This window comes from Nocardia sp. 852002-20019_SCH5090214, assembly GCF_001665865.1.
GTDB classification, from domain to species: Bacteria; Actinomycetota; Actinomycetes; order Mycobacteriales; family Mycobacteriaceae; genus Nocardia; species Nocardia nova.
In genome coordinates, this window is sequence record NZ_LZMK01000383.1 from 15,385 (window position 1) to 31,874 (window position 16,490).

19 protein-coding genes are annotated in these 16,490 nt (G+C 66.9%); 12 read left to right on the forward strand and 7 right to left on the reverse strand.

Annotation, left to right across the window (positions count from 1 at the left end; genetic code table 11):
* The first annotated feature begins 1 nt into the window (after window position 1).
* Complete coding sequence (locus A5780_RS31530) at window positions 2-463, forward strand: MarR family winged helix-turn-helix transcriptional regulator (RefSeq protein WP_064905596.1); 462 nt, start codon at window positions 2-4, stop codon at window positions 461-463.
* Between the two features lie 9 nt (window positions 464-472).
* On the opposite strand, the gene A5780_RS31535 is transcribed toward A5780_RS31530, so the two are convergent.
* The 3 genes from A5780_RS31535 to glp form a co-directional block, all read right to left on the reverse strand.
* Complete coding sequence (locus A5780_RS31535) at window positions 473-898, reverse strand: molybdenum cofactor biosynthesis protein MoaE (RefSeq protein ID WP_063015668.1); 426 nt, start codon at window positions 896-898, stop codon at window positions 473-475.
* The gene (gene moaCB / locus A5780_RS31540) at window positions 891-1,907 is read right to left on the reverse strand and encodes a bifunctional molybdenum cofactor biosynthesis protein MoaC/MoaB (protein ID WP_064905606.1); all 1,017 of its coding nucleotides are present in this window, start codon (window positions 1,905-1,907) and stop codon (window positions 891-893) included. Before moaCB ends, A5780_RS31535 begins: the two co-directional genes overlap by 8 nt.
* 101 nt (window positions 1,908-2,008) lie before the next feature.
* Window positions 2,009-3,211: a gephyrin-like molybdotransferase Glp gene (glp, locus tag A5780_RS31545; RefSeq protein ID WP_064910804.1), complete on the reverse strand. Its 1,203-nt coding sequence runs from the start codon at window positions 3,209-3,211 to the stop codon at window positions 2,009-2,011.
* A 259-nt stretch (window positions 3,212-3,470) separates the two neighbouring features.
* Here glp and moaA point away from each other — a divergent pair, with 259 nt between their 5' ends.
* On the forward strand, window positions 3,471-4,529 hold the full coding sequence (moaA, locus tag A5780_RS31550; protein WP_063015666.1) for a GTP 3',8-cyclase MoaA: 1,059 nt from the start codon (window positions 3,471-3,473) through the stop codon (window positions 4,527-4,529).
* Window positions 4,522-4,764: a MoaD/ThiS family protein gene (locus tag A5780_RS31555; protein WP_063015665.1), complete on the forward strand. Its 243-nt coding sequence runs from the start codon at window positions 4,522-4,524 to the stop codon at window positions 4,762-4,764. The genes moaA and A5780_RS31555 overlap by 8 nt, the downstream gene beginning before the upstream one ends.
* Window positions 4,765-4,799: 35 nt before the next feature.
* On the opposite strand, the gene nadE is transcribed toward A5780_RS31555, so the two are convergent.
* Complete coding sequence (gene nadE, locus A5780_RS31560; RefSeq protein ID WP_063015692.1) at window positions 4,800-5,642, reverse strand: ammonia-dependent NAD(+) synthetase; 843 nt, start codon at window positions 5,640-5,642, stop codon at window positions 4,800-4,802.
* Between the two features lie 10 nt (window positions 5,643-5,652).
* Window positions 5,653-6,270 carry a TetR/AcrR family transcriptional regulator gene (locus A5780_RS31565; protein ID WP_231983170.1) on the reverse strand — a complete coding sequence of 206 codons (618 nt, stop codon included), beginning with the start codon at window positions 6,268-6,270 and terminating at the stop codon, window positions 5,653-5,655.
* A 218-nt stretch (window positions 6,271-6,488) separates the two neighbouring features.
* Between A5780_RS31565 and A5780_RS31570 the strand changes: the two genes are divergently transcribed.
* The 7 genes from A5780_RS31570 to A5780_RS31600 all read left to right on the forward strand — a co-directional run bounded on the left by A5780_RS31570 (window position 6,489) and on the right by A5780_RS31600 (window position 13,637).
* On the forward strand, window positions 6,489-7,052 hold the full coding sequence (locus A5780_RS31570) for an NAD(P)H-dependent oxidoreductase (protein WP_064910898.1): 564 nt from the start codon (window positions 6,489-6,491) through the stop codon (window positions 7,050-7,052).
* Window positions 7,053-7,223: 171 nt separating this feature from the next.
* Entirely contained in the window at window positions 7,224-7,346 is a 123-nt protein-coding gene (gene ykgO, locus A5780_RS31575) for a type B 50S ribosomal protein L36 (protein WP_064910806.1), read from the forward strand.
* Between the two features lie 478 nt (window positions 7,347-7,824).
* A complete protein-coding gene (locus tag A5780_RS31580) occupies window positions 7,825-8,058 on the forward strand; it encodes a redoxin NrdH (protein WP_030515663.1) in 234 nt (77 codons plus the stop codon).
* Between the two features lie 48 nt (window positions 8,059-8,106).
* The gene (gene nrdI, locus A5780_RS31585; RefSeq protein ID WP_051756104.1) at window positions 8,107-8,610 is read left to right on the forward strand and encodes a class Ib ribonucleoside-diphosphate reductase assembly flavoprotein NrdI; all 504 of its coding nucleotides are present in this window, start codon (window positions 8,107-8,109) and stop codon (window positions 8,608-8,610) included.
* A 59-nt stretch (window positions 8,611-8,669) separates the two neighbouring features.
* Window positions 8,670-10,751, forward strand: coding sequence for a class 1b ribonucleoside-diphosphate reductase subunit alpha (gene nrdE / locus A5780_RS31590; RefSeq protein ID WP_231983171.1), 2,082 nt, complete (start codon window positions 8,670-8,672; stop codon window positions 10,749-10,751).
* Window positions 10,752-11,113: 362 nt separating this feature from the next.
* Entirely contained in the window at window positions 11,114-12,667 is a 1,554-nt protein-coding gene (mgtE, locus tag A5780_RS31595) for a magnesium transporter (protein ID WP_231983163.1), read from the forward strand.
* A 301-nt stretch (window positions 12,668-12,968) separates the two neighbouring features.
* Window positions 12,969-13,637, forward strand: a complete 669-nt coding sequence (locus A5780_RS31600; protein ID WP_064910808.1) for an alpha/beta fold hydrolase — start codon at window positions 12,969-12,971, stop codon at window positions 13,635-13,637.
* Between the two features lie 27 nt (window positions 13,638-13,664).
* On the opposite strand, the gene A5780_RS31605 is transcribed toward A5780_RS31600, so the two are convergent.
* Complete coding sequence (locus A5780_RS31605) at window positions 13,665-14,063, reverse strand: GNAT family N-acetyltransferase (RefSeq protein ID WP_063015661.1); 399 nt, start codon at window positions 14,061-14,063, stop codon at window positions 13,665-13,667.
* 506 nt (window positions 14,064-14,569) lie between these two features.
* Between A5780_RS31605 and nrdF the strand changes: the two genes are divergently transcribed.
* Entirely contained in the window at window positions 14,570-15,532 is a 963-nt protein-coding gene (gene nrdF, locus A5780_RS31610; protein ID WP_064910809.1) for a class 1b ribonucleoside-diphosphate reductase subunit beta, read from the forward strand.
* A gap of 255 nt (window positions 15,533-15,787) precedes the next feature.
* The gene (locus tag A5780_RS42645; RefSeq protein WP_255407307.1) at window positions 15,788-15,922 is read left to right on the forward strand and encodes a hypothetical protein; all 135 of its coding nucleotides are present in this window, start codon (window positions 15,788-15,790) and stop codon (window positions 15,920-15,922) included.
* Here A5780_RS42645 and A5780_RS31615 read toward each other — a convergent pair.
* Window positions 15,916-16,482, reverse strand: a complete 567-nt coding sequence (locus A5780_RS31615) for an AAA family ATPase (RefSeq protein WP_181068468.1) — start codon at window positions 16,480-16,482, stop codon at window positions 15,916-15,918. The two genes, A5780_RS42645 and A5780_RS31615, sit on opposite strands and share 7 nt — an antisense overlap.
* Window positions 16,483-16,490: the final 8 nt, after the last annotated feature.

Here is a 16,490-nt window from a genome sequence, read left to right on the forward strand (position 1 = left end):
CATGACCGACGACGACTTCCAGACCGCGTTCTGGTCCACCAAACACGCCCTCGCGGTGGCGGCGGCGGCCGCCTACGCCCGGCACGGCGTGTACGAGGGCCAGCAGTTCATCTTGCGCCAGCTCTGGCAGGAGGACGGTCTGACGCCCGGTCAGGTGGCCAAACGGCTCGGCCTGGCAACGCCCACCGTCACCCGGGCGACCACCCGGATGGAAGCGGCCGGACTGGTCCGGCGTGAACCGCATCCGACCGACCGCCGACTGGTCCGCCTGCACCTGACCGCACGCGGGCGGGATCTGGAGCACGAGATCGAAGCCGAGAGCGCGCGACTGACCGAACGGGCGCTGACGTCGTTCAGCGCGGCCGAACGCGCCGCACTCTTCCGGGCGCTGCGCCGCATCGAGGCGAATCTCACCGAGTCCACACCGGCGGCCGAGGCGAATCCCGGCACCGAACCACGCTGACGTCGTGGCCTAGCCGCAGGCGTTGACCCACTCGGACATGCCGTCGGCGAACAGCTGGCGCTTCCAGATCGGGACCTCGTGCTTGATGCGGTCCACCAATTCCGCGCAGGTCTGGAAGGCCTCGCGGCGGTGCGGAGCGGCGACGGCCACCGTGATCGCCAGATCGCCGACCGTCAGCTCGCCCACCCGGTGAACCGCGGCGACCGGTAGGCCGGCGGATTTCCCGACCTCGGCGCACACCCGGGTCAAGAACTTCTCCGCCTCGGGGTGAGCCGAATACTCCAGGGCCGAAACCGCCTGTCCGCCATCGTGATTGCGAACCTTACCGGTGAAGACGACGACCGCGCCGTATTCGGGGCCGGTGACCGCGCGCTCGACCTCCTCGGGCTGCAGCGGCTGATCGCTGATGCGGGTGAGCGGCGTGTACTCACTCATGGCGGCCTCCTCCGGCGACCTGGGCCAGCAGATGATCCAGCAACGGTTGCAGGACCGCGATTCCGTCGCGGACCCCGCCCGGCGAACCGGGCAGATTCACGACCACCGTAGTGCCGGACAGGCCCGCGACGCCACGGCTCAAGGCCGCCAACGGAAACGCGGCCGTACCGCGCTGGCGGATCGACTCGGCGACGCCCGGCAATTCACGATCCAGCACCGCCAGCGTCGCCTCCGGAGTGGCATCGGAGGGCGAGGCACCGGTGCCGCCGGTGGTGATCACCAGTCCCGGCGTGCCGTCGAGCGCGTCGCGCAGACCGGCCGCGATATCGGCATCGGCGTAGACCAGCGGGCCGCGCACCGAAAAGCCCAGTCCGGCAAGCCAGTCCGCCAGCACCGGACCGGTCTTGTCGACCCGGGTACCGGCCGCGACGCCGGTCGAGGCCACGACCACGACCGCCGTCCGGGAGCCCTCGCCGGCGTGCGTCGCGTGGTGTACCGCATCGCTGTGGCGCCGGCCGGCGGGAGAGTGTCCGGTCGCGGGCGCCTCGGCCGACAGCGCGACATCGTCGGACGATGCGATATCGGGCCGCTCCCAATGGCCGCGCTTACCACCGTCTTTCGTCAACAGGCGCACACCGTCCAGGACGGCCGCCGGATCCACCGCCTTCACCATGTCGTGCAGCGTGAGGCCGGCGATCGCGACCGCGGTGAGCGCCTCCATCTCGACGCCGGTGGGGCCCTTCGTCTTCGCTCGCGCCTCGATGGTGATGGCGTCCTCGTCGAAACCGAAGCGCACATCCACCGAGGACAGCGCCAGCTGATGGCACAGCGGAATCAGCTCCGAGGTCTTCTTCGCCCCCGAGATACCGGCGATGCGAGCCGTCGACAGCACATCGGCTTTCGGCAGGTCGTCCGCGCGCACCAGCGCCACCACCTCGGGCGTCGTCCGCAGCAGGCCGGCCGCCACCGCCACCCGTGTCGTCTCGGCCTTGGCGCTCACATCGACCATGCGCGCCCGGCCTTCGGCGTCGACGTGCGACAAGGTGCCGGGCTCGTCTTTCCGGACAGCGTCGTCTTTCGGTACGCCGGATTCGGCATGGGACAGTTCGTTCACAGTTCGCGCACCCTCACCAGCGAACCGGCCGCCACCGTCGTGACGTCGGCCGGAATTTCGATCAGAACATCGGCCTGCGCCATCGCCGCCACGAGATGCGACCCGGGTCCCGACACCGAACGGACCCCCGCACCTTCGCGCCGGCCCCGCAGGAACTGCCGCCGGCCCGCCGGGGAGCGCACCGGATCCAACAGCGCCACCTCGTAACTCGGCACCGGAGCCAACCCGGTCAGCTGCCGCAGGATCGGCCGGGCGAACACCTCGAACGACACCATCGTGCTCACCGGATTACCCGGGAAGCTCAAAACCGGAACCCCGTCGACCACACTGATGCCCTGCGGGCCGCCGGGCTGCACGGCCACCGAACCGAACTCGCCGCCGACCTCGGCCAGCACCTCCTTGACCACTTCGAAATCGCCCTGCGACACCCCACCCGAAGTGAACACCACATCCGCGGCCGCCGTCGCGATCGACAACTTGCGGCGGAACTCGCCCGGATCGTCGCGGCTGTGCGAGACATCCACCACATCGATCCCGTTGGCGCCCAACGCAGCAGCCAGCGCGATCCCGTTCGAGTTGTAGATCTGCCCCGGGCGCAACGCGACACCGGCCGACACCAGCTCGTCGCCCGTCGTCAGAACCGCCGCCCGGATCCGCCGCGCCACCGCCACCGAGCTGATGCCCACCGCCGCCAGCGCCGCGATCCGATGCGGCGACAACAACGACCCGGCCGCCACCAGCAGCTCACCGCGCCGAATGTCGGTTCCCGCCTCCCGCACGAAATCGCCTGCGTTGCGGCCGCGTTCGATCGACACGCCGCCGTCGACGGCCCGGGTGTCCTCCACCGGCACCACACAATCGGCGCCCGGCGGGATCGGCGCGCCCGTCATCACCTTGACCGCCGTCCCGTCCGGCAACCGCTCCGGGCCACCCTGACCGGCGGCCACCACACCGGCCACCGGCAGCGTCACGGGCGTCACCGCGACCGACTCCGCCCGGACCGCGTATCCGTCCATCCCCGAATTGCGGAACACCGGCAGATCCAGCGGCGACCGCACATCCTCGGCCAGCATCCGGCCCCGCACCCCGTGCAAGGCCAACTGCTCCACCTGCCGCACTGCCAGCGGTCGCAGCAGCTGTTCGATCCGCTCCCGATGATCCTCGACGGACCGAGCCACAGTCTTGGCAGGCTGACTCATAGACGTCAGCCTAGCTGTGTTATTGGCCTTCGCTTCGCTGCGGCGGGGTCTCGGCCCTCTGGGCCTCGATTTTTCACTCCTCCGCTCAGTCGCTGCGCTCCCTCGCTCCGTCGCTGCAAAATCGAGGCGGGCCGAGACCTTTGGAGTTCACCGTCGCGGGGGGTACAGACCGGATGTTCACTTGCTGCGGCGGTACTCGGTTACCTCACAGGTGTGGACTTGCGGGACGTGAGGTGGGGGCGGCCCCCATAATGGAGGAGTGACCGTCGTTCTCATGGGGATTCCCGCCGTCCGGGGCGGGCGGCCCTCGCTGGACGGACGGCCCGATACGGAGCTGCTCGTCGACAAATTCGGGCGCACGGCCCGGGATCTGCGAGTGTCGATCACCGAGAAGTGCTCGTTGCGATGCACCTATTGCATGCCGGAGGAGGGGTTGCCGGCCATCCCCGCGGACGAATTGCTCTCGGCCGCGGAGATCGTGCGGTTGGTGGAACTCGCGGTGCGGCGCCTGGGCATCCGCGAGGTGCGGTTCACCGGCGGCGAGCCGCTGATGCGGCGCGATCTCGAGGAGATCGTCGCCGGATGCCATGCCGCCGTTCCCGACACGCCGCTGGCGATGACCAGCAACGGCATCGGGCTCGAACATCGCGCGCGCGGGCTGGCGGCCGCGGGACTCGGCCGGGTGAACGTCTCCCTCGATACGGTCGACCCCGCCGGATTCGCCCGGCTCACCCGCCGGGACCGGCTCGGCTCGGTGCTGACCGGCATCCGCGCCGCCCATGCCGCCGGTCTCTACCCGGTCAAGGTGAACGCCGTGCTGATGCGCGAAACCCTTTCCGGTGCGGTCGATCTGCTGCGATGGTGCCTGAACGAGGGATGCGAACTGCGGTTCATCGAGGAGATGCCGCTCGACGCCGACCACGAGTGGGCACGCACCAATATGGTCACCGCGGCCGAACTTCTCGACGTTCTCGGCGCGGCCTTCACCCTCACCGAGACCGGGCGTGCCGACCCCTCCGCCCCGGCGGAGACCTGGCTGGTGAACGGCGGTCCCGCCACGGTCGGCATCATCGCCTCGGTCACCCGTCAATTCTGCGGCGACTGCGACCGCACCCGCCTGACCGCCGACGGCATGGTCCGGTCCTGCCTGTTCAGCGACCAGGAATACGATCTGCGCTCCCTGCTGCGCGCCGGCGCGAGCGACGACGAAGTGGCACAGCTGTGGCGCGGCGCGATGTGGAACAAATGGGCCGGGCACGGCATCGACGCCGCCGATTTCGTCCCCCCGGAACGCACGATGGGAGCCATCGGTGGTTGAGGTCAGATATTTCGCCGCGATCGCCGACGCGGTCGGCAAATCCAGCGAACATCTGGACCTGCCCGATACGGCAACGGTCGGTGACCTGCGTACGGCATTGCGCGCGGCCTACGGAGCCGATCTCGATCCGATGCTGAAGGTCTGTGCCTATCTGGTGGGCGAGGAACTCACCCGCGACGACAGCACCCCCCTCACCGCCCGCGTCGACGTACTACCGCCGTTCGCGGGCGGCTGATCAGCGCCCGTTTCTCGAGCGGTGGGCTCGGCCCCTCAGTTCTTCCACCAGGAGTCGAGCGGCGACACCGGCACCGTCCGCTTGTGCCGGGTGTTGCAGTAGATCGTCTCGACGCGCTCGGCCACCTCCGGCGCCACGTCCTTGCCCTCGAGATAATCGTCGATCTGGGCATATTTCAGGCCGAGCGCCTCCTCGTCCGGCAGCGCCGGGCGATCGTCTTCGAGGTCGGCGGTGGGCACCTTCTCCCACAGGCTCGGCGGAGCGCCCAATTCCTGCAGCAATGCCGCACCCTGGCGCTTGGTCAAACCGGTCAGCGGAGTGATGTCGACGCCGCCGTCGCCGTGCTTGGTGAAGAAGCCGGTGACCGCCTCCGCCGCGTGGTCGGTGCCGACGACCACGAGATTCAGCTGCCCCGCGATCGCGTACTGGATGATCATCCGTTCGCGCGCTTTGATGTTGCCGCGAACGAAATCACGCAGCTCGGTCTCGTGTCCGAGCAGTTCGCGCACGCCCTCGGCAGTCGCGGCCGCCACCGCGTCGGCGCCGGGCTTCACATTGACCTCGACCACATGGTCCGGGCCGATGAAATCCAGCGCCCGCTGCGCGTCGTCGGCATCGGCCTGCGCGCCGTAGGGAAGCCGGACCGCGACGAACGTCGCCTCCTGTCCCCGGGCGCGCAACTCGTCCACGGCCAGCTGGCACAGTTTGCCGGTGAGCGAACTGTCCTGACCACCGCTGATGCCGAGAACGAAACCCGTTGCCGGCGTGGAACTCAGATAGTCGGCCAGGAATTCGACGCGGCGCCGCACCTCGACCTTCGGTTCGATCTCGGCCGCGACACCCAATTCGGCGATGATCTGTTCGCGCAGGTTCCCCATGCGGGCCACTCTACTGGGCGTGTGCCACCAGTGCGCGCACCACGTTTTCCCAGTGGTCGGCGATCTGTTCGGGCCGATAACCGAGGACCCGCAGCTGATGCAGCACCAGGCCGGCGTCGAGGATCGCCAGCAGCGTATCCGCCGTCAGCGCGATATCGCCGTTCATGTCGAGCTGCCGAAGCAACAGCGACACATGGGTTTTCGAGATGTTGTACGGCGCGCTGGCGTAGCGGCCGGATTCGTCGGCGGCGCGGCGCATTTCGCCCTCCACCTCGATCCCGGCCAAACGGGCGCGACCGTAGGCGATCAGCCGCTGCAGCGGCGGGGCGCCCGGGCCCAGCGGCGGCGGCCCGAACATGAACGCCGCCTGCAGTTTCTGCTCGGACTGGTCGAGCAGCGCCAGCATGAGACCGGCCCGGTTGCCGAACCGGCGGAATACGGTGCCCTTGCCGACGCCCGCGCGCTTGGCGACCGCGTCCATCGTGACGCCGTCGGCGCCGAATTCGCGGACCAATTCCTCGGCGGCGTCGAGCAGCAGCTGCCGATTGCGTACGGCATCGCTGCGCTCGGAGTGTTCGGCTACCGGCAGCGCGGTGGTGAGCGCGGTCGGCGGGAGGTCGACGGCCACGGCCTCGAGTGGCAGCACGCCCGGACGCGGCGCGGCGGCGAAGGCCGGATCCGTGGCGCGCGGATCGGACGAATGGGACGAATTCGACGGCGTCGAATCGGGAGTGTCGCAGTTCACAGTTCGTTTACCCCATGACCCGGGAATGAAAGCGGACCGTAGTCCGGTTATCGTGTCGTGACAGCGGAAGCCACCGCCGCCCCACCGCACAAGGAGTGATCATGTCACAGACTCGCATCCTGGCTCTCGTCGGCAGCTTGCGCGCCGGTTCGATCAACCGGCAGCTGGCCGAGGCTGCCGCCCAGACCGCACCGGAAGGTGTCGAGGTCGATATCTACGACGGTCTCGGAAATGTTCCGTTCTACAACGAGGACATCGACGTACCGGGTCAGGTGCCGGCGCCGGCGCAGGCGCTGCGTGACGCCGTCGCCGCCGTCGACGCCCTGGTGCTGTTCGTCCCCGAATACAACGGAACGATCCCGGCCGTGCTGAAGAATGCGATCGACTGGGCCTCGCGGCCCTACGGCGCCGGTTCGATCAAGGACAAGCCGGTCGCCGTGATCAGCGCCTCGATCAGCCAGAACGCCGCGAAGTGGGCGCACGGCGACACGGTGAAGGCGGTAAGTGTGGCCGGCGGCACCGTCGTGGAGAGCGCGCACCTGCACTTCGGCACCATCGGCCAGCGCTTCGGCGAGGCGCATCCGCGCGACGACGCCGAGGCTCTGACCCAGCTCGCCGCCGCGGTCACCGAACTGGTCGCCGCGCGGGAATCGGTCAACGCCTGAGCCCGAGACGGTAACCGGCTCGAGCCGTTCCGAGGGGCCGCACCCGATGGTGTGGCCCCTCGGTGGCGTCGGGGGCCATCGGCTACGAGGGGCGGCGACGTGACCGGCGTCCTAACGCTCCCGTCGCACACCTCTATAGGATATGAAAACCATTTCCAATAGGAGGTCTTCATGAAGGTCCGGAATTCACTGCGTTCGCTGAAGGACAAGTCGGGCGCTCAGGTGGTGCGACGCCGTGGCAAGACCTATGTGATCAACAAGAAGGAGCCGCGGTTCAAGGCTCGCCAGGGCTGATCCGGCTCGGCTGCGACACGCCGAAGTAGCCGCCGAATGCCGCGTTCGTTCCCCGGAACGGGCGCGGCATTCGGTCGTTTCGGATGTGCCCAGACGGGCCTGTTGAGATCCCTGTGGCCGATGTGACCAGAGGTGGTATTGGGTTTGCTGGGAGAGAGCTGCGACATGAAATCGTGATCTGCGCCACTGTCGTGTCGGGTTGCGAATCGACTGTCCTGGTACTTACGGCCGTCGAATTTCATCTTTGTGGTTCGCAACATGTCGTGTTGTATGAATCTGTCGGCCACTAGGTGTAGTGTCTACGGCACTGGAAGGGGAGACGGATTCCGAGCCGATCACAGCACTGTGATCACCGGTGGTGCCCCTACTTCCAGGGGTTTGCGCAGTACCAGATGGATCGTGCTCAGTACGGATGCTCACAGCAGATGGCGTACCGATTCAAGGCTGCATCGGATAAGGCAAGGAGAGAGGGTCACCCATGAGTATCACGGTCTACACCAAGCCCGCTTGTGTCCAGTGCAACGCCACCTACCGCGCGCTCGACAAGGCCGGTGTGGAGTACGAGGTCGTCGATATCTCCGAGAACCCCGAGGCCCGCGACTATGTGATGGCGCTGGGATATCTGCAGGCCCCCGTCGTCGTCGCCGGCGACGAGCACTGGTCCGGTTTCCGTCCGGACCGCATCAAGTCCCTGGTGACCGCCGCGGCCTGATCCGCTCCGGTCACCGTTCGTCCGACGAGCAGAGTAAGGGGGAGTGGGATGGCTGGGTTGTCCGGGGAAGGAACCCAATCGACGCCCGCTCTGGTCTACTTCTCGAGCGCGTCGGAGAACACGCACCGCTTCGTCGAACGGCTGGGTTTGCCGGCCGTTCGCATTCCGCTCCACACCGCCGATTCGCTGCGCGTCGACACGCCCTATGTGCTGATCTGCCCCACCTACGGTGGCGGCCGGCACGTGTTCGACGCGCAGCGCGGCGAGGGGGCAGCCGGTCGCTCGGACAAGGAATTCGTCCCCAGGCAGGTGGCGAAATTCCTCAACGATCCGCATAATCGTGCGCTGTTGCGCGGGGTGATCGCGGCCGGCAACACGAACTTCGGCGATACGTATTGCTATGCGGGAGAGGTCATCTCGCGCAAATGCGGGGTGCCGTACCTGTATCGCTTCGAACTGATGGGAACCGCCGAGGACGTCGAGCGCGTCCGAGAGGGATTGGGATTGTTTTGGCAACGACAACAGCACCGGCCGGAAAGACGGCCCGCCTAGAGCGCCCGGTCAGCACCGAGACCTCGACCGAGGGCCTGGACTACCACGCGCTCAACGCGATGCTGAACCTGTACGGACCCAACGGTGAGATCCAGTTCGACAAGGATGTCGCCGCCGCCCGGCAGTACTTCCTGCAGCATGTCAACCAGAACACCGTCTTCTTCCACAACCTCGACGAGAAGCTCGACTACCTCGTGGAGGAGAACTACTACGAGCCCGAGGTTCTCGACCAGTACAGCCGTGCGTTCGTCAAGAAGCTGTTCCAGCAGGCCTACGCCAAGAAGTTCCGGTTCCCCACCTTCCTCGGCGCGTTCAAGTACTACACGTCCTACACGCTCAAGACCTTCGACGGGAAGCGCTATCTCGAGCGGTTCGAGGACCGGGTCTGCATGGTCGCGCTGACCCTGGCCGCCGGCGACGAGATCCTCGCCCAGCAGCTGGTCGAGGAGATCATCGACGGCCGCTTCCAGCCGGCCACCCCGACGTTCCTGAACTCGGGCAAGAAGCAGCGCGGCGAACCGGTCTCGTGCTTCCTGCTGCGCATCGAGGACAATATGGAGTCCATCGGGCGCTCCATCAACTCGGCGCTGCAGCTGTCCAAGCGCGGCGGCGGAGTCGCGTTGCTGCTGAGCAACATTCGCGAGCACGGTGCGCCGATCAAGAAGATCGAGAACCAGTCCTCCGGCGTCATCCCCATCATGAAGCTGCTCGAGGACTCCTTCTCCTACGCCAATCAGCTCGGCGCGCGTCAGGGCGCGGGCGCGGTGTACCTGCACGCGCACCACCCCGACATCTACCGCTTCCTCGACACCAAGCGGGAGAACGCGGACGAGAAGATCCGCATCAAGACGCTCTCGCTGGGTGTGGTGATCCCCGACATCACCTTCGAGCTGGCGAAGAAGAACGAGGACATGTACCTGTTCTCGCCCTACGACGTCGAGCGCATCTACGGCGTGCCGTTCGCCGATATCGACGTCACCGAGAAGTACTACGAGATGGTCGACGACAAGCGCATCCGCAAGTCGAAGATCAACGCCCGCGAGTTCTTCCAGACCATCGCCGAGCTGCAGTTCGAATCCGGTTACCCCTACATCATGTTCGAGGACACGGTGAACCGGGCCAACCCGATCAAGGGCAAGATCACCCACTCCAACCTGTGCTCGGAGATCCTGCAGGTCTCCACGCCGTCGGTGTTCAACGACGACCTGTCCTACGCGGAGGTCGGCAAGGACATCTCCTGCAACCTGGGCTCGCTCAATATCGCCAAGGCGATGGACTCACCGGATTTCGGGCAGACCATCGAGGTCGCGATCCGGGCGCTGACCGCGGTCTCGGATCAGACCCACATCTATTCGGTGCCCTCGATCGAGCAGGGCAACAACGAATCCCACGCCATCGGCCTGGGCCAGATGAACCTGCACGGGTATCTGGCGCGCGAGCGGGTCCACTACGGATCCGAAGAAGGTGTGGACTTCACCAACATCTACTTCTATACCGTCGCCTATCACGCGGTGCGTGCCTCCAACAAGCTTGCCATCGAGCGCGGCACGGCCTTCGGCGGCTTCCCGGAATCCAAGTACGCCAGCGGCGAATACTTCGACAAGTACACCGAACAGGCATGGGAGCCGAAGACCGATCGCGTGCGGGAGATCTTCGCCGAAGCGGGCGTGCACATCCCGACCCAGGAGGACTGGCTCGAGCTGAAGGCCTCGGTCATGGAGCACGGCATCTACAACCAGAACCTGCAAGCGGTGCCGCCGACCGGGTCGATCTCCTACATCAACCACTCCACCAGCTCGATCCACCCGGTGGCGTCGAAGATCGAGATCCGCAAGGAAGGCAAGATCGGCCGCGTCTACTATCCGGCGCCCTACCTGACCAACGACAATCTCGAATACTTCGCCGACGCCTACGACATCGGCTACGAGAAGATCATCGACACCTACGCCGCGGCCACCCAGCACGTGGACCAGGGCCTGTCGCTGACCCTGTTCTTCAAGGACAGCGCCACCACCCGCGACGTCAACAAGGCCCAGATCTACGCCTGGCGCAAGGGAATCAAGACCCTGTACTACATCCGCATCCGGCAGATGGCGTTGGAGGGCACCGAGGTGGAGGGCTGCGTCAGCTGCATGTTGTGAGCATTGCGCAACGGGCGCCCCGGTTCCGGCCGGGGCGCCCGTTCGTAGTACGACGGTGCGTCCTGGTTTTCGTGGTTCGGCGCGGCGGCGGTTGGGGGTGTAGCCTGCATGCGGGCGCTGTGCGTCCGGGCGATGACCAGACGACGAGGCGGGTCATCGGGGTGCCGGGAGGGCATCGAAATTCTCTGACGGTGTAGTGCGGGCGATGAGGAGGTGGGTGGCTGTGCGTAGCGAACCCCCGAGTCGAAGGCCGCGCGGCGCCGTCCTCCTGTTCTGCCGGTAGAGCTTTCGGTGGCGAGGGTCGGTGCCTCGCGGTGTGATCCGTGATCCCGTACCCACTCGCAGTATGCCGAGGTTCTGTCATGTCGACCGATCTGTTCTTTGCCGCGCCCGCACGCCCGGATGTCCCGGATGAGGGTCGTCCGGCCACCGAGTCCGCGCTGTACCACGCCGGCGCGGAGGCTGGTCGAGCGTCCGCCGGCGAGAAACACGCCACCGAAGCGGGGGTGCACGACACGTGTGCCGCCGACGCAAGCGGACACGATGCTGCCCGCACGGCGGAAACGGCTGTCGCCGAACAGCATTCGGATCACGACTCGCTCCGCGACCTCATCGACGACCGCCGCGTCGACGCCGCGCTGACCTGGCTGGACGACCACGCCCCACACCGGATCGCCGACGAACTCGCGCGCATGGATGCCGTGCACGCCGGCATCGCGTTCCGGCTGCTGGACAAGGACCGCGCGCTGGCGGTGTTCGAGGAGCTCGAGCCGGTGGACCAGCAGCAGATCCTGTCCGGGATGCGTGATCAGAGCTTCCGGGAACTGGTGGAGGGGATGGACCCCGACGACCGCGCCCGGATGCTGCGCGAGGCCCCCGCGACGGTCGCCAAGAAGGTGCTGGCCGGGCTGAGCCCGCGTGAACGGCGGATGACCGCGGCGCTGCTCGGCTATCCCGAGGGATCGGTCGGTCGCTACATGACTCCGGAAGTCGTTGCGCTGCACTGTGATCTGACCGTCGAACAGGCGCTGCGGGTGGTTCGGGCCAAGGGCGCGCACGCGGAGACGGTGTACACCCTGCCGGTGGTGGACGGCGGTCGCCGGCTCACCGGCGTCGTCGAGATGCGGGAACTGGTTCTCAGCGATCCGGAGACGATGCTGACCGAACTCGTCGTCACCGCACCGGTTTTCGCCCGCGCGACCGACGCCGCGGAGAAGGCCGCGCGGCTCATGCGCGAGACCAACCTGATCAACCTGCCGGTCGTCGACAGCGAAGACCGGCTGGTCGGACTGCTGACCATCGACGACGCGGTCGAGGTCATCGAGGCCGCCGACAGTGAGGATGTGGCGCGGCAGGCCGGCGCCAGCCCGTGGTCCGGGCACTACATGGCCGCCGGTGTGTTCCAGCTGGCCCGCTACCGCGCGATGTGGTTGTTGTTGCTGCTGGTCGCGGCCACCCTGACGGTCACGGTGACCGACGCGTTCGAGGCGACGCTCGCCCAGGCCGCGCATCTCGCGTTGTTCATTCCGCTCCTGATCGGCGCGGGCGGCAATGCCGGTGCGCAGGCGGCGACCTCGTGTGTGCGGGCATTGGCCGTGGGGGAGGTGCGGGTGTCGGATCTGCTGAAGGTCATCTGGCGTGAATGCCGGGTCGGCCTGGTGCTGGGGTCGATGCTCGCGGTGGTCGGCATGGTGATCGGCGCGGCGTTCGTCGGCGCGCAGATCGCGCTGGTCGTCGGCATCACCCTGGTGATCATCTGTGGCTGGGCCGCGACCATCGGCGGCACGATGCCGTTGCTGGCCAAGAAATTGCGCATCGACCCGGCGGTGATCTCCGCGCCCATGGTGACGACGCTGGTCGATGCGACCGGGCTGGTCATCTACTTCACGACGGCGAAGCTCGTCCTCGGCATCTGAGTCGGGACCGCGGGCGGCGACGGTACCGTCCGCTGTCGACGACAGCCGCCCGCGATGCTCGCCGGGGCTACCCGTCGCCGGGGCGTGGTCGTACGAGCGACCCGGGGAGATGGGGCGAAACCGATTCGGCGGCAATGCTTTACGGTACGTCGTGAATGATCGGGCGATGTTGGCGGCGAACAGGTACTGGATGGCCTTCTCTCGGTAGCAAGCCACCCTCCCAGCCGGTGAGACTGTCTCCACGCGAAGTGATTCCGAGGTGGCGTGCCTCGATGCCGCAGTGGGAGAGAAGGAAAAGCGCATGACGACATATGTTCTGGTGCCCGGCGGGTGGAAGGGTTCCTGGTCGTTCGAGGCGGTGGTTCCGCTGCTGGAGCGCGCCGGTCATACCGTCCACGCCCTGACCCTGACCGGTCTGCGGCCGGACGACGATGCCGCGACGGTCGCGACCGCCAACCTCGACACCCACGCCGACGACGTCGTGCGGTTCATCGACCGCGCCGACCTCACCGATGTGACGCTGGTCGGGCACAGTTACGGCGGGATGGTGATCGCCGCTGCGGCCGACCGTGCCGGCGGCCGGATCGCGCGCCTGGTGCATCTCGACGCGTACGTCCCCCGGGACGGCGAATCGTGCTGGTCGGCGATGAACGACTACTTCCGGCAGGTGATCGCCGACGGCGCCGCGACCACCGGTTATGCCGTCCGCCCACCGGGCAACGGCGATCCGCGCCGCCGCCCCCACCCGCTCGCCTCGTTCCTGCAGACAATCCGGCTCACCGGCGCATTCGCCCGAGTTCCCCGCCGGGAATTCGTCTACTGCTCGGGCTGGGAAGACCGCACCCCCTTCGCCGAACAGCGCACCCGGCTCGAAGCCGACCCCGGGTGGGTGGTCCACGACCTCCCCACCGGCCACGATGCCATGCACGAGGCTCCGGAGGCCGTCGCCGAACTGCTGCTGAGCGAGTGAAATATGCACACATCGCCGATGCGCTCATCAGTTCAGTCGTAGGAGACCGGCGTCGGTGGCTCCGAAACCGCATGCATCGCGGTAGAAGCTGCGCAGATGCGGTTCGTAATCGACGTGGAGCCATTCGATTCCGAGCTCGCGCAGGTCGCCGACCAGGGCGTTCACCAGGCCGGATCCGATGCTCTGCCGACGGAGATCCGGGGCGACCGCGGTGTCGAGGAGGAACGCGTGGCTCCCACCGTCCCACGCCGCGTGCACGAACCCGACGAGTCGAGCACCCACGAACGCGCCGACCCATGACCGGCTGTGCCGTTCCAAGCGCGCCTTCCAGGGCACCACGGTCCGGTCACCGCCGAATGCATCCGCGTGCAGCCGCGAGAGGGCCTCGTCGTCGACGGCGAAACGTATGCGGAGATCAACGGTCATGAGGCATCCTCTCGGAGCAAGTGGCGCGATGAACCCGGGGGCGTCATCCCGGCAGGCGGTATCAACTGTGTTGTAGCGCGAACTTTTCGTGCAAACCTCCATGAGATTGTGAGAAAACCGCTGGAGCCGAGGAGGTTTGCACGATTAGTGCGCCGCCCGCATGCGTTCACCGCCGCCGGTCGGGGCGCTGAGCCCGGTCGGGAGCACCCGCCAGGCCTCATCGATGTCCGCCGGAATGTGCTCTGCGGGGATCGACCGGCACGTCCCGGTATTGGATCGCATTGGCAAACTCTCGGCATCGTTGCTGCGATCGTGGCGGCGGCAGTAGCCTGTGCATCGCGCGCTCGTCATTCGCTCTCGGCCGCGGTGTGGAACTTCCCACCCCGGAACGCATTTGCCCAGGACATGGGAGACACAAGCCCTTGTGTTGTGCTGAGCGGCGGCCCACTAGGAGTAGTGTCCGAGCGTACAATGACCGGCGAAGCGGGAAGGGTGAGTGAGCGGGCGTGAAGCTGATCGATCGAGTGTCTGCGATCAACTGGAATCGGGTGCCCGACGAGAAGGATGCCGAGGTCTGGGACCGGCTCGTCGGCAACTTCTGGTTGCCGGAGAAGGTTCCGGTGTCCAACGACATTCCGTCGTGGAACACGCTGAACGCGCACGAGAAGCAGTTGACCATGCGCGTGTTCACGGGGCTGACCCTGCTGGACACCATTCAGGGCACGGTCGGCGCGGTGAGCCTGATTCCGGACGCGCGCACCCCGCACGAAGAGGCGGTGCTGACCAACATCGCGTTCATGGAGTCGGTGCACGCCAAGAGCTACAGCTCCATCTTCTCCACGCTGTGCTCGACCCGCGAGATCGACGACGCCTTCCGCTGGTCGGAGGAGAACCCGAATCTGCAGCGCAAGGCCGAGATCGTGCTCGAGTACTACCGGGGCGACGAGCCGCTCAAGCGCAAGGTGGCCTCCACGCTGCTGGAGAGCTTCCTGTTCTACTCCGGGTTCTATCTGCCGATGTACTGGTCCTCGCGCGCCAAGCTCACCAACACCGCCGACCTGATCCGGCTGATCATTCGTGACGAGGCCGTGCACGGCTACTACATCGGCTACAAGTACCAAAAGGGGCTCGAGGACCTCACCCAGCCCGAGCGCAACGAGCTCAAGAACTACACCTTCGAGCTGCTGTTCGAGCTGTACGAGAACGAGGTCGAATACACCCAGGACCTCTACGACGAGGTCGGCCTCACCGAGGACGTCAAGAAGTTCCTGCGCTACAACGCCAACAAGGCGCTGATGAACCTCGGTTACGAGGGCCTGTTCCCGCGCGACGAGACCGACGTCAACCCGGCCATCCTGTCGGCGCTGTCCCCGAACGCCGACGAGAACCACGACTTCTTCTCCGGCTCCGGTTCCAGCTACGTCATCGGCAAGGCGGTCAACACCGAAGACGAGGACTGGGAATTCTGAACTCGGTTCGACCATGAAGGGCCCGGACGCAGACTTCTGCGTCCGGGCTCGTTCGTTCTGGGCTCCTGGGACCTTGCCGAGCCCAGCCGCTCGAGTCTCCCCTAGGAGGAGGCGGCAGGCTGAGGCTCGTGAACGACGAGACGATGCTGACGATCGGCGCGCCGGCCGAGCGGACGGGGCTGACGGTCAAGACCGGACGACGCCGAGCTGCGCAGCTGGATACTGCACCGCCTGGAAATCGCGAACGACCCTCGGGTGGAACACTATCGGCGACTGGTCGGCGTGCTCAACGGCCGGCCCGCCGCGCCTGAACACGGCCCGGTGTTCGCGTGGTTCGCGGCCGCGTTGCGCGCGCACGGCACGCAGACCCCCGATTTCTCCGCTCATTGATCGCGGAAGGCCGAGAAAGGCCCGCCGTGGGTTAGCGGCTCACCGGCAACCCGGTGGATCTGCGCGGCGAGCGCGGTGTAATCGACGGGCCGGGTGGTGTCGATCGTGACGGTGGGCGTCAGTCCGAGCGGTGCTGCTTCCCGGGCCCATCGGTCCCACTGCGTGCCGAGGCGCTGGGCGTCGTGATAGAAGCCGGGGCGGCGCCGGCTCGCATACCGGGTCCTCGCCACCGAGGGTGGTACGTCGCACCAGATTTCGACGGCCCGGTCCGCGCCCACCTTCTCGATACCGGCGCGGGCGAATCGCGTGTCTCGTGGTGCGAACCACCAAGAATCGATGACGACCGAGGTGGGACTGGTTCGCGCCATCGACCACACCGCGTCCATCGCGACACCGCCCAGATCCGGAAGAGCGGCGGGATCCTCGACGCAGGTCGCCAACGCCTCCTTGACCGCGTCCTTCGAGAGGAGCCGGGCGCGCAAGGCCGGTGCCAGCGCCTGGCCTACGGTTGATTTGCCGGCGCCCGGAAGGCCGTTCACCAGCACGAGAAGTTTGCCCATCCGCCCCA

Coding starts and splice junctions, on each gene's coding strand:
- A5780_RS31530 (WP_064905596.1), top strand. CDS start 2: ATGACCGACGACGACTTCCAGACCGCGTTCTGGTCCACCAAACACGCC.
- A5780_RS31535 (WP_063015668.1), bottom strand. CDS start 898: ATGAGTGAGTACACGCCGCTCACCCGCATCAGCGATCAGCCGCTGCAG.
- moaCB (WP_064905606.1), bottom strand. CDS start 1,907: ATGGTCGATGTGAGCGCCAAGGCCGAGACGACACGGGTGGCGGTGGCG.
- glp (WP_064910804.1), bottom strand. CDS start 3,211: ATGAGTCAGCCTGCCAAGACTGTGGCTCGGTCCGTCGAGGATCATCGG.
- nadE (WP_063015692.1), bottom strand. CDS start 5,642: ATGGGGAACCTGCGCGAACAGATCATCGCCGAATTGGGTGTCGCGGCC.
- A5780_RS31570 (WP_064910898.1), top strand. CDS start 6,489: ATGTCACAGACTCGCATCCTGGCTCTCGTCGGCAGCTTGCGCGCCGGT.
- ykgO (WP_064910806.1), top strand. CDS start 7,224: ATGAAGGTCCGGAATTCACTGCGTTCGCTGAAGGACAAGTCGGGCGCT.
- A5780_RS31580 (WP_030515663.1), top strand. CDS start 7,825: ATGAGTATCACGGTCTACACCAAGCCCGCTTGTGTCCAGTGCAACGCC.
- nrdI (WP_051756104.1), top strand. CDS start 8,107: ATGGCTGGGTTGTCCGGGGAAGGAACCCAATCGACGCCCGCTCTGGTC.
- nrdE (WP_231983171.1), top strand. CDS start 8,670: ATGCTGAACCTGTACGGACCCAACGGTGAGATCCAGTTCGACAAGGAT.
- mgtE (WP_231983163.1), top strand. CDS start 11,114: ATGTCGACCGATCTGTTCTTTGCCGCGCCCGCACGCCCGGATGTCCCG.
- A5780_RS31600 (WP_064910808.1), top strand. CDS start 12,969: ATGACGACATATGTTCTGGTGCCCGGCGGGTGGAAGGGTTCCTGGTCG.
- A5780_RS31605 (WP_063015661.1), bottom strand. CDS start 14,063: ATGACCGTTGATCTCCGCATACGTTTCGCCGTCGACGACGAGGCCCTC.
- A5780_RS31615 (WP_181068468.1), bottom strand. CDS start 16,482: ATGGGCAAACTTCTCGTGCTGGTGAACGGCCTTCCGGGCGCCGGCAAA.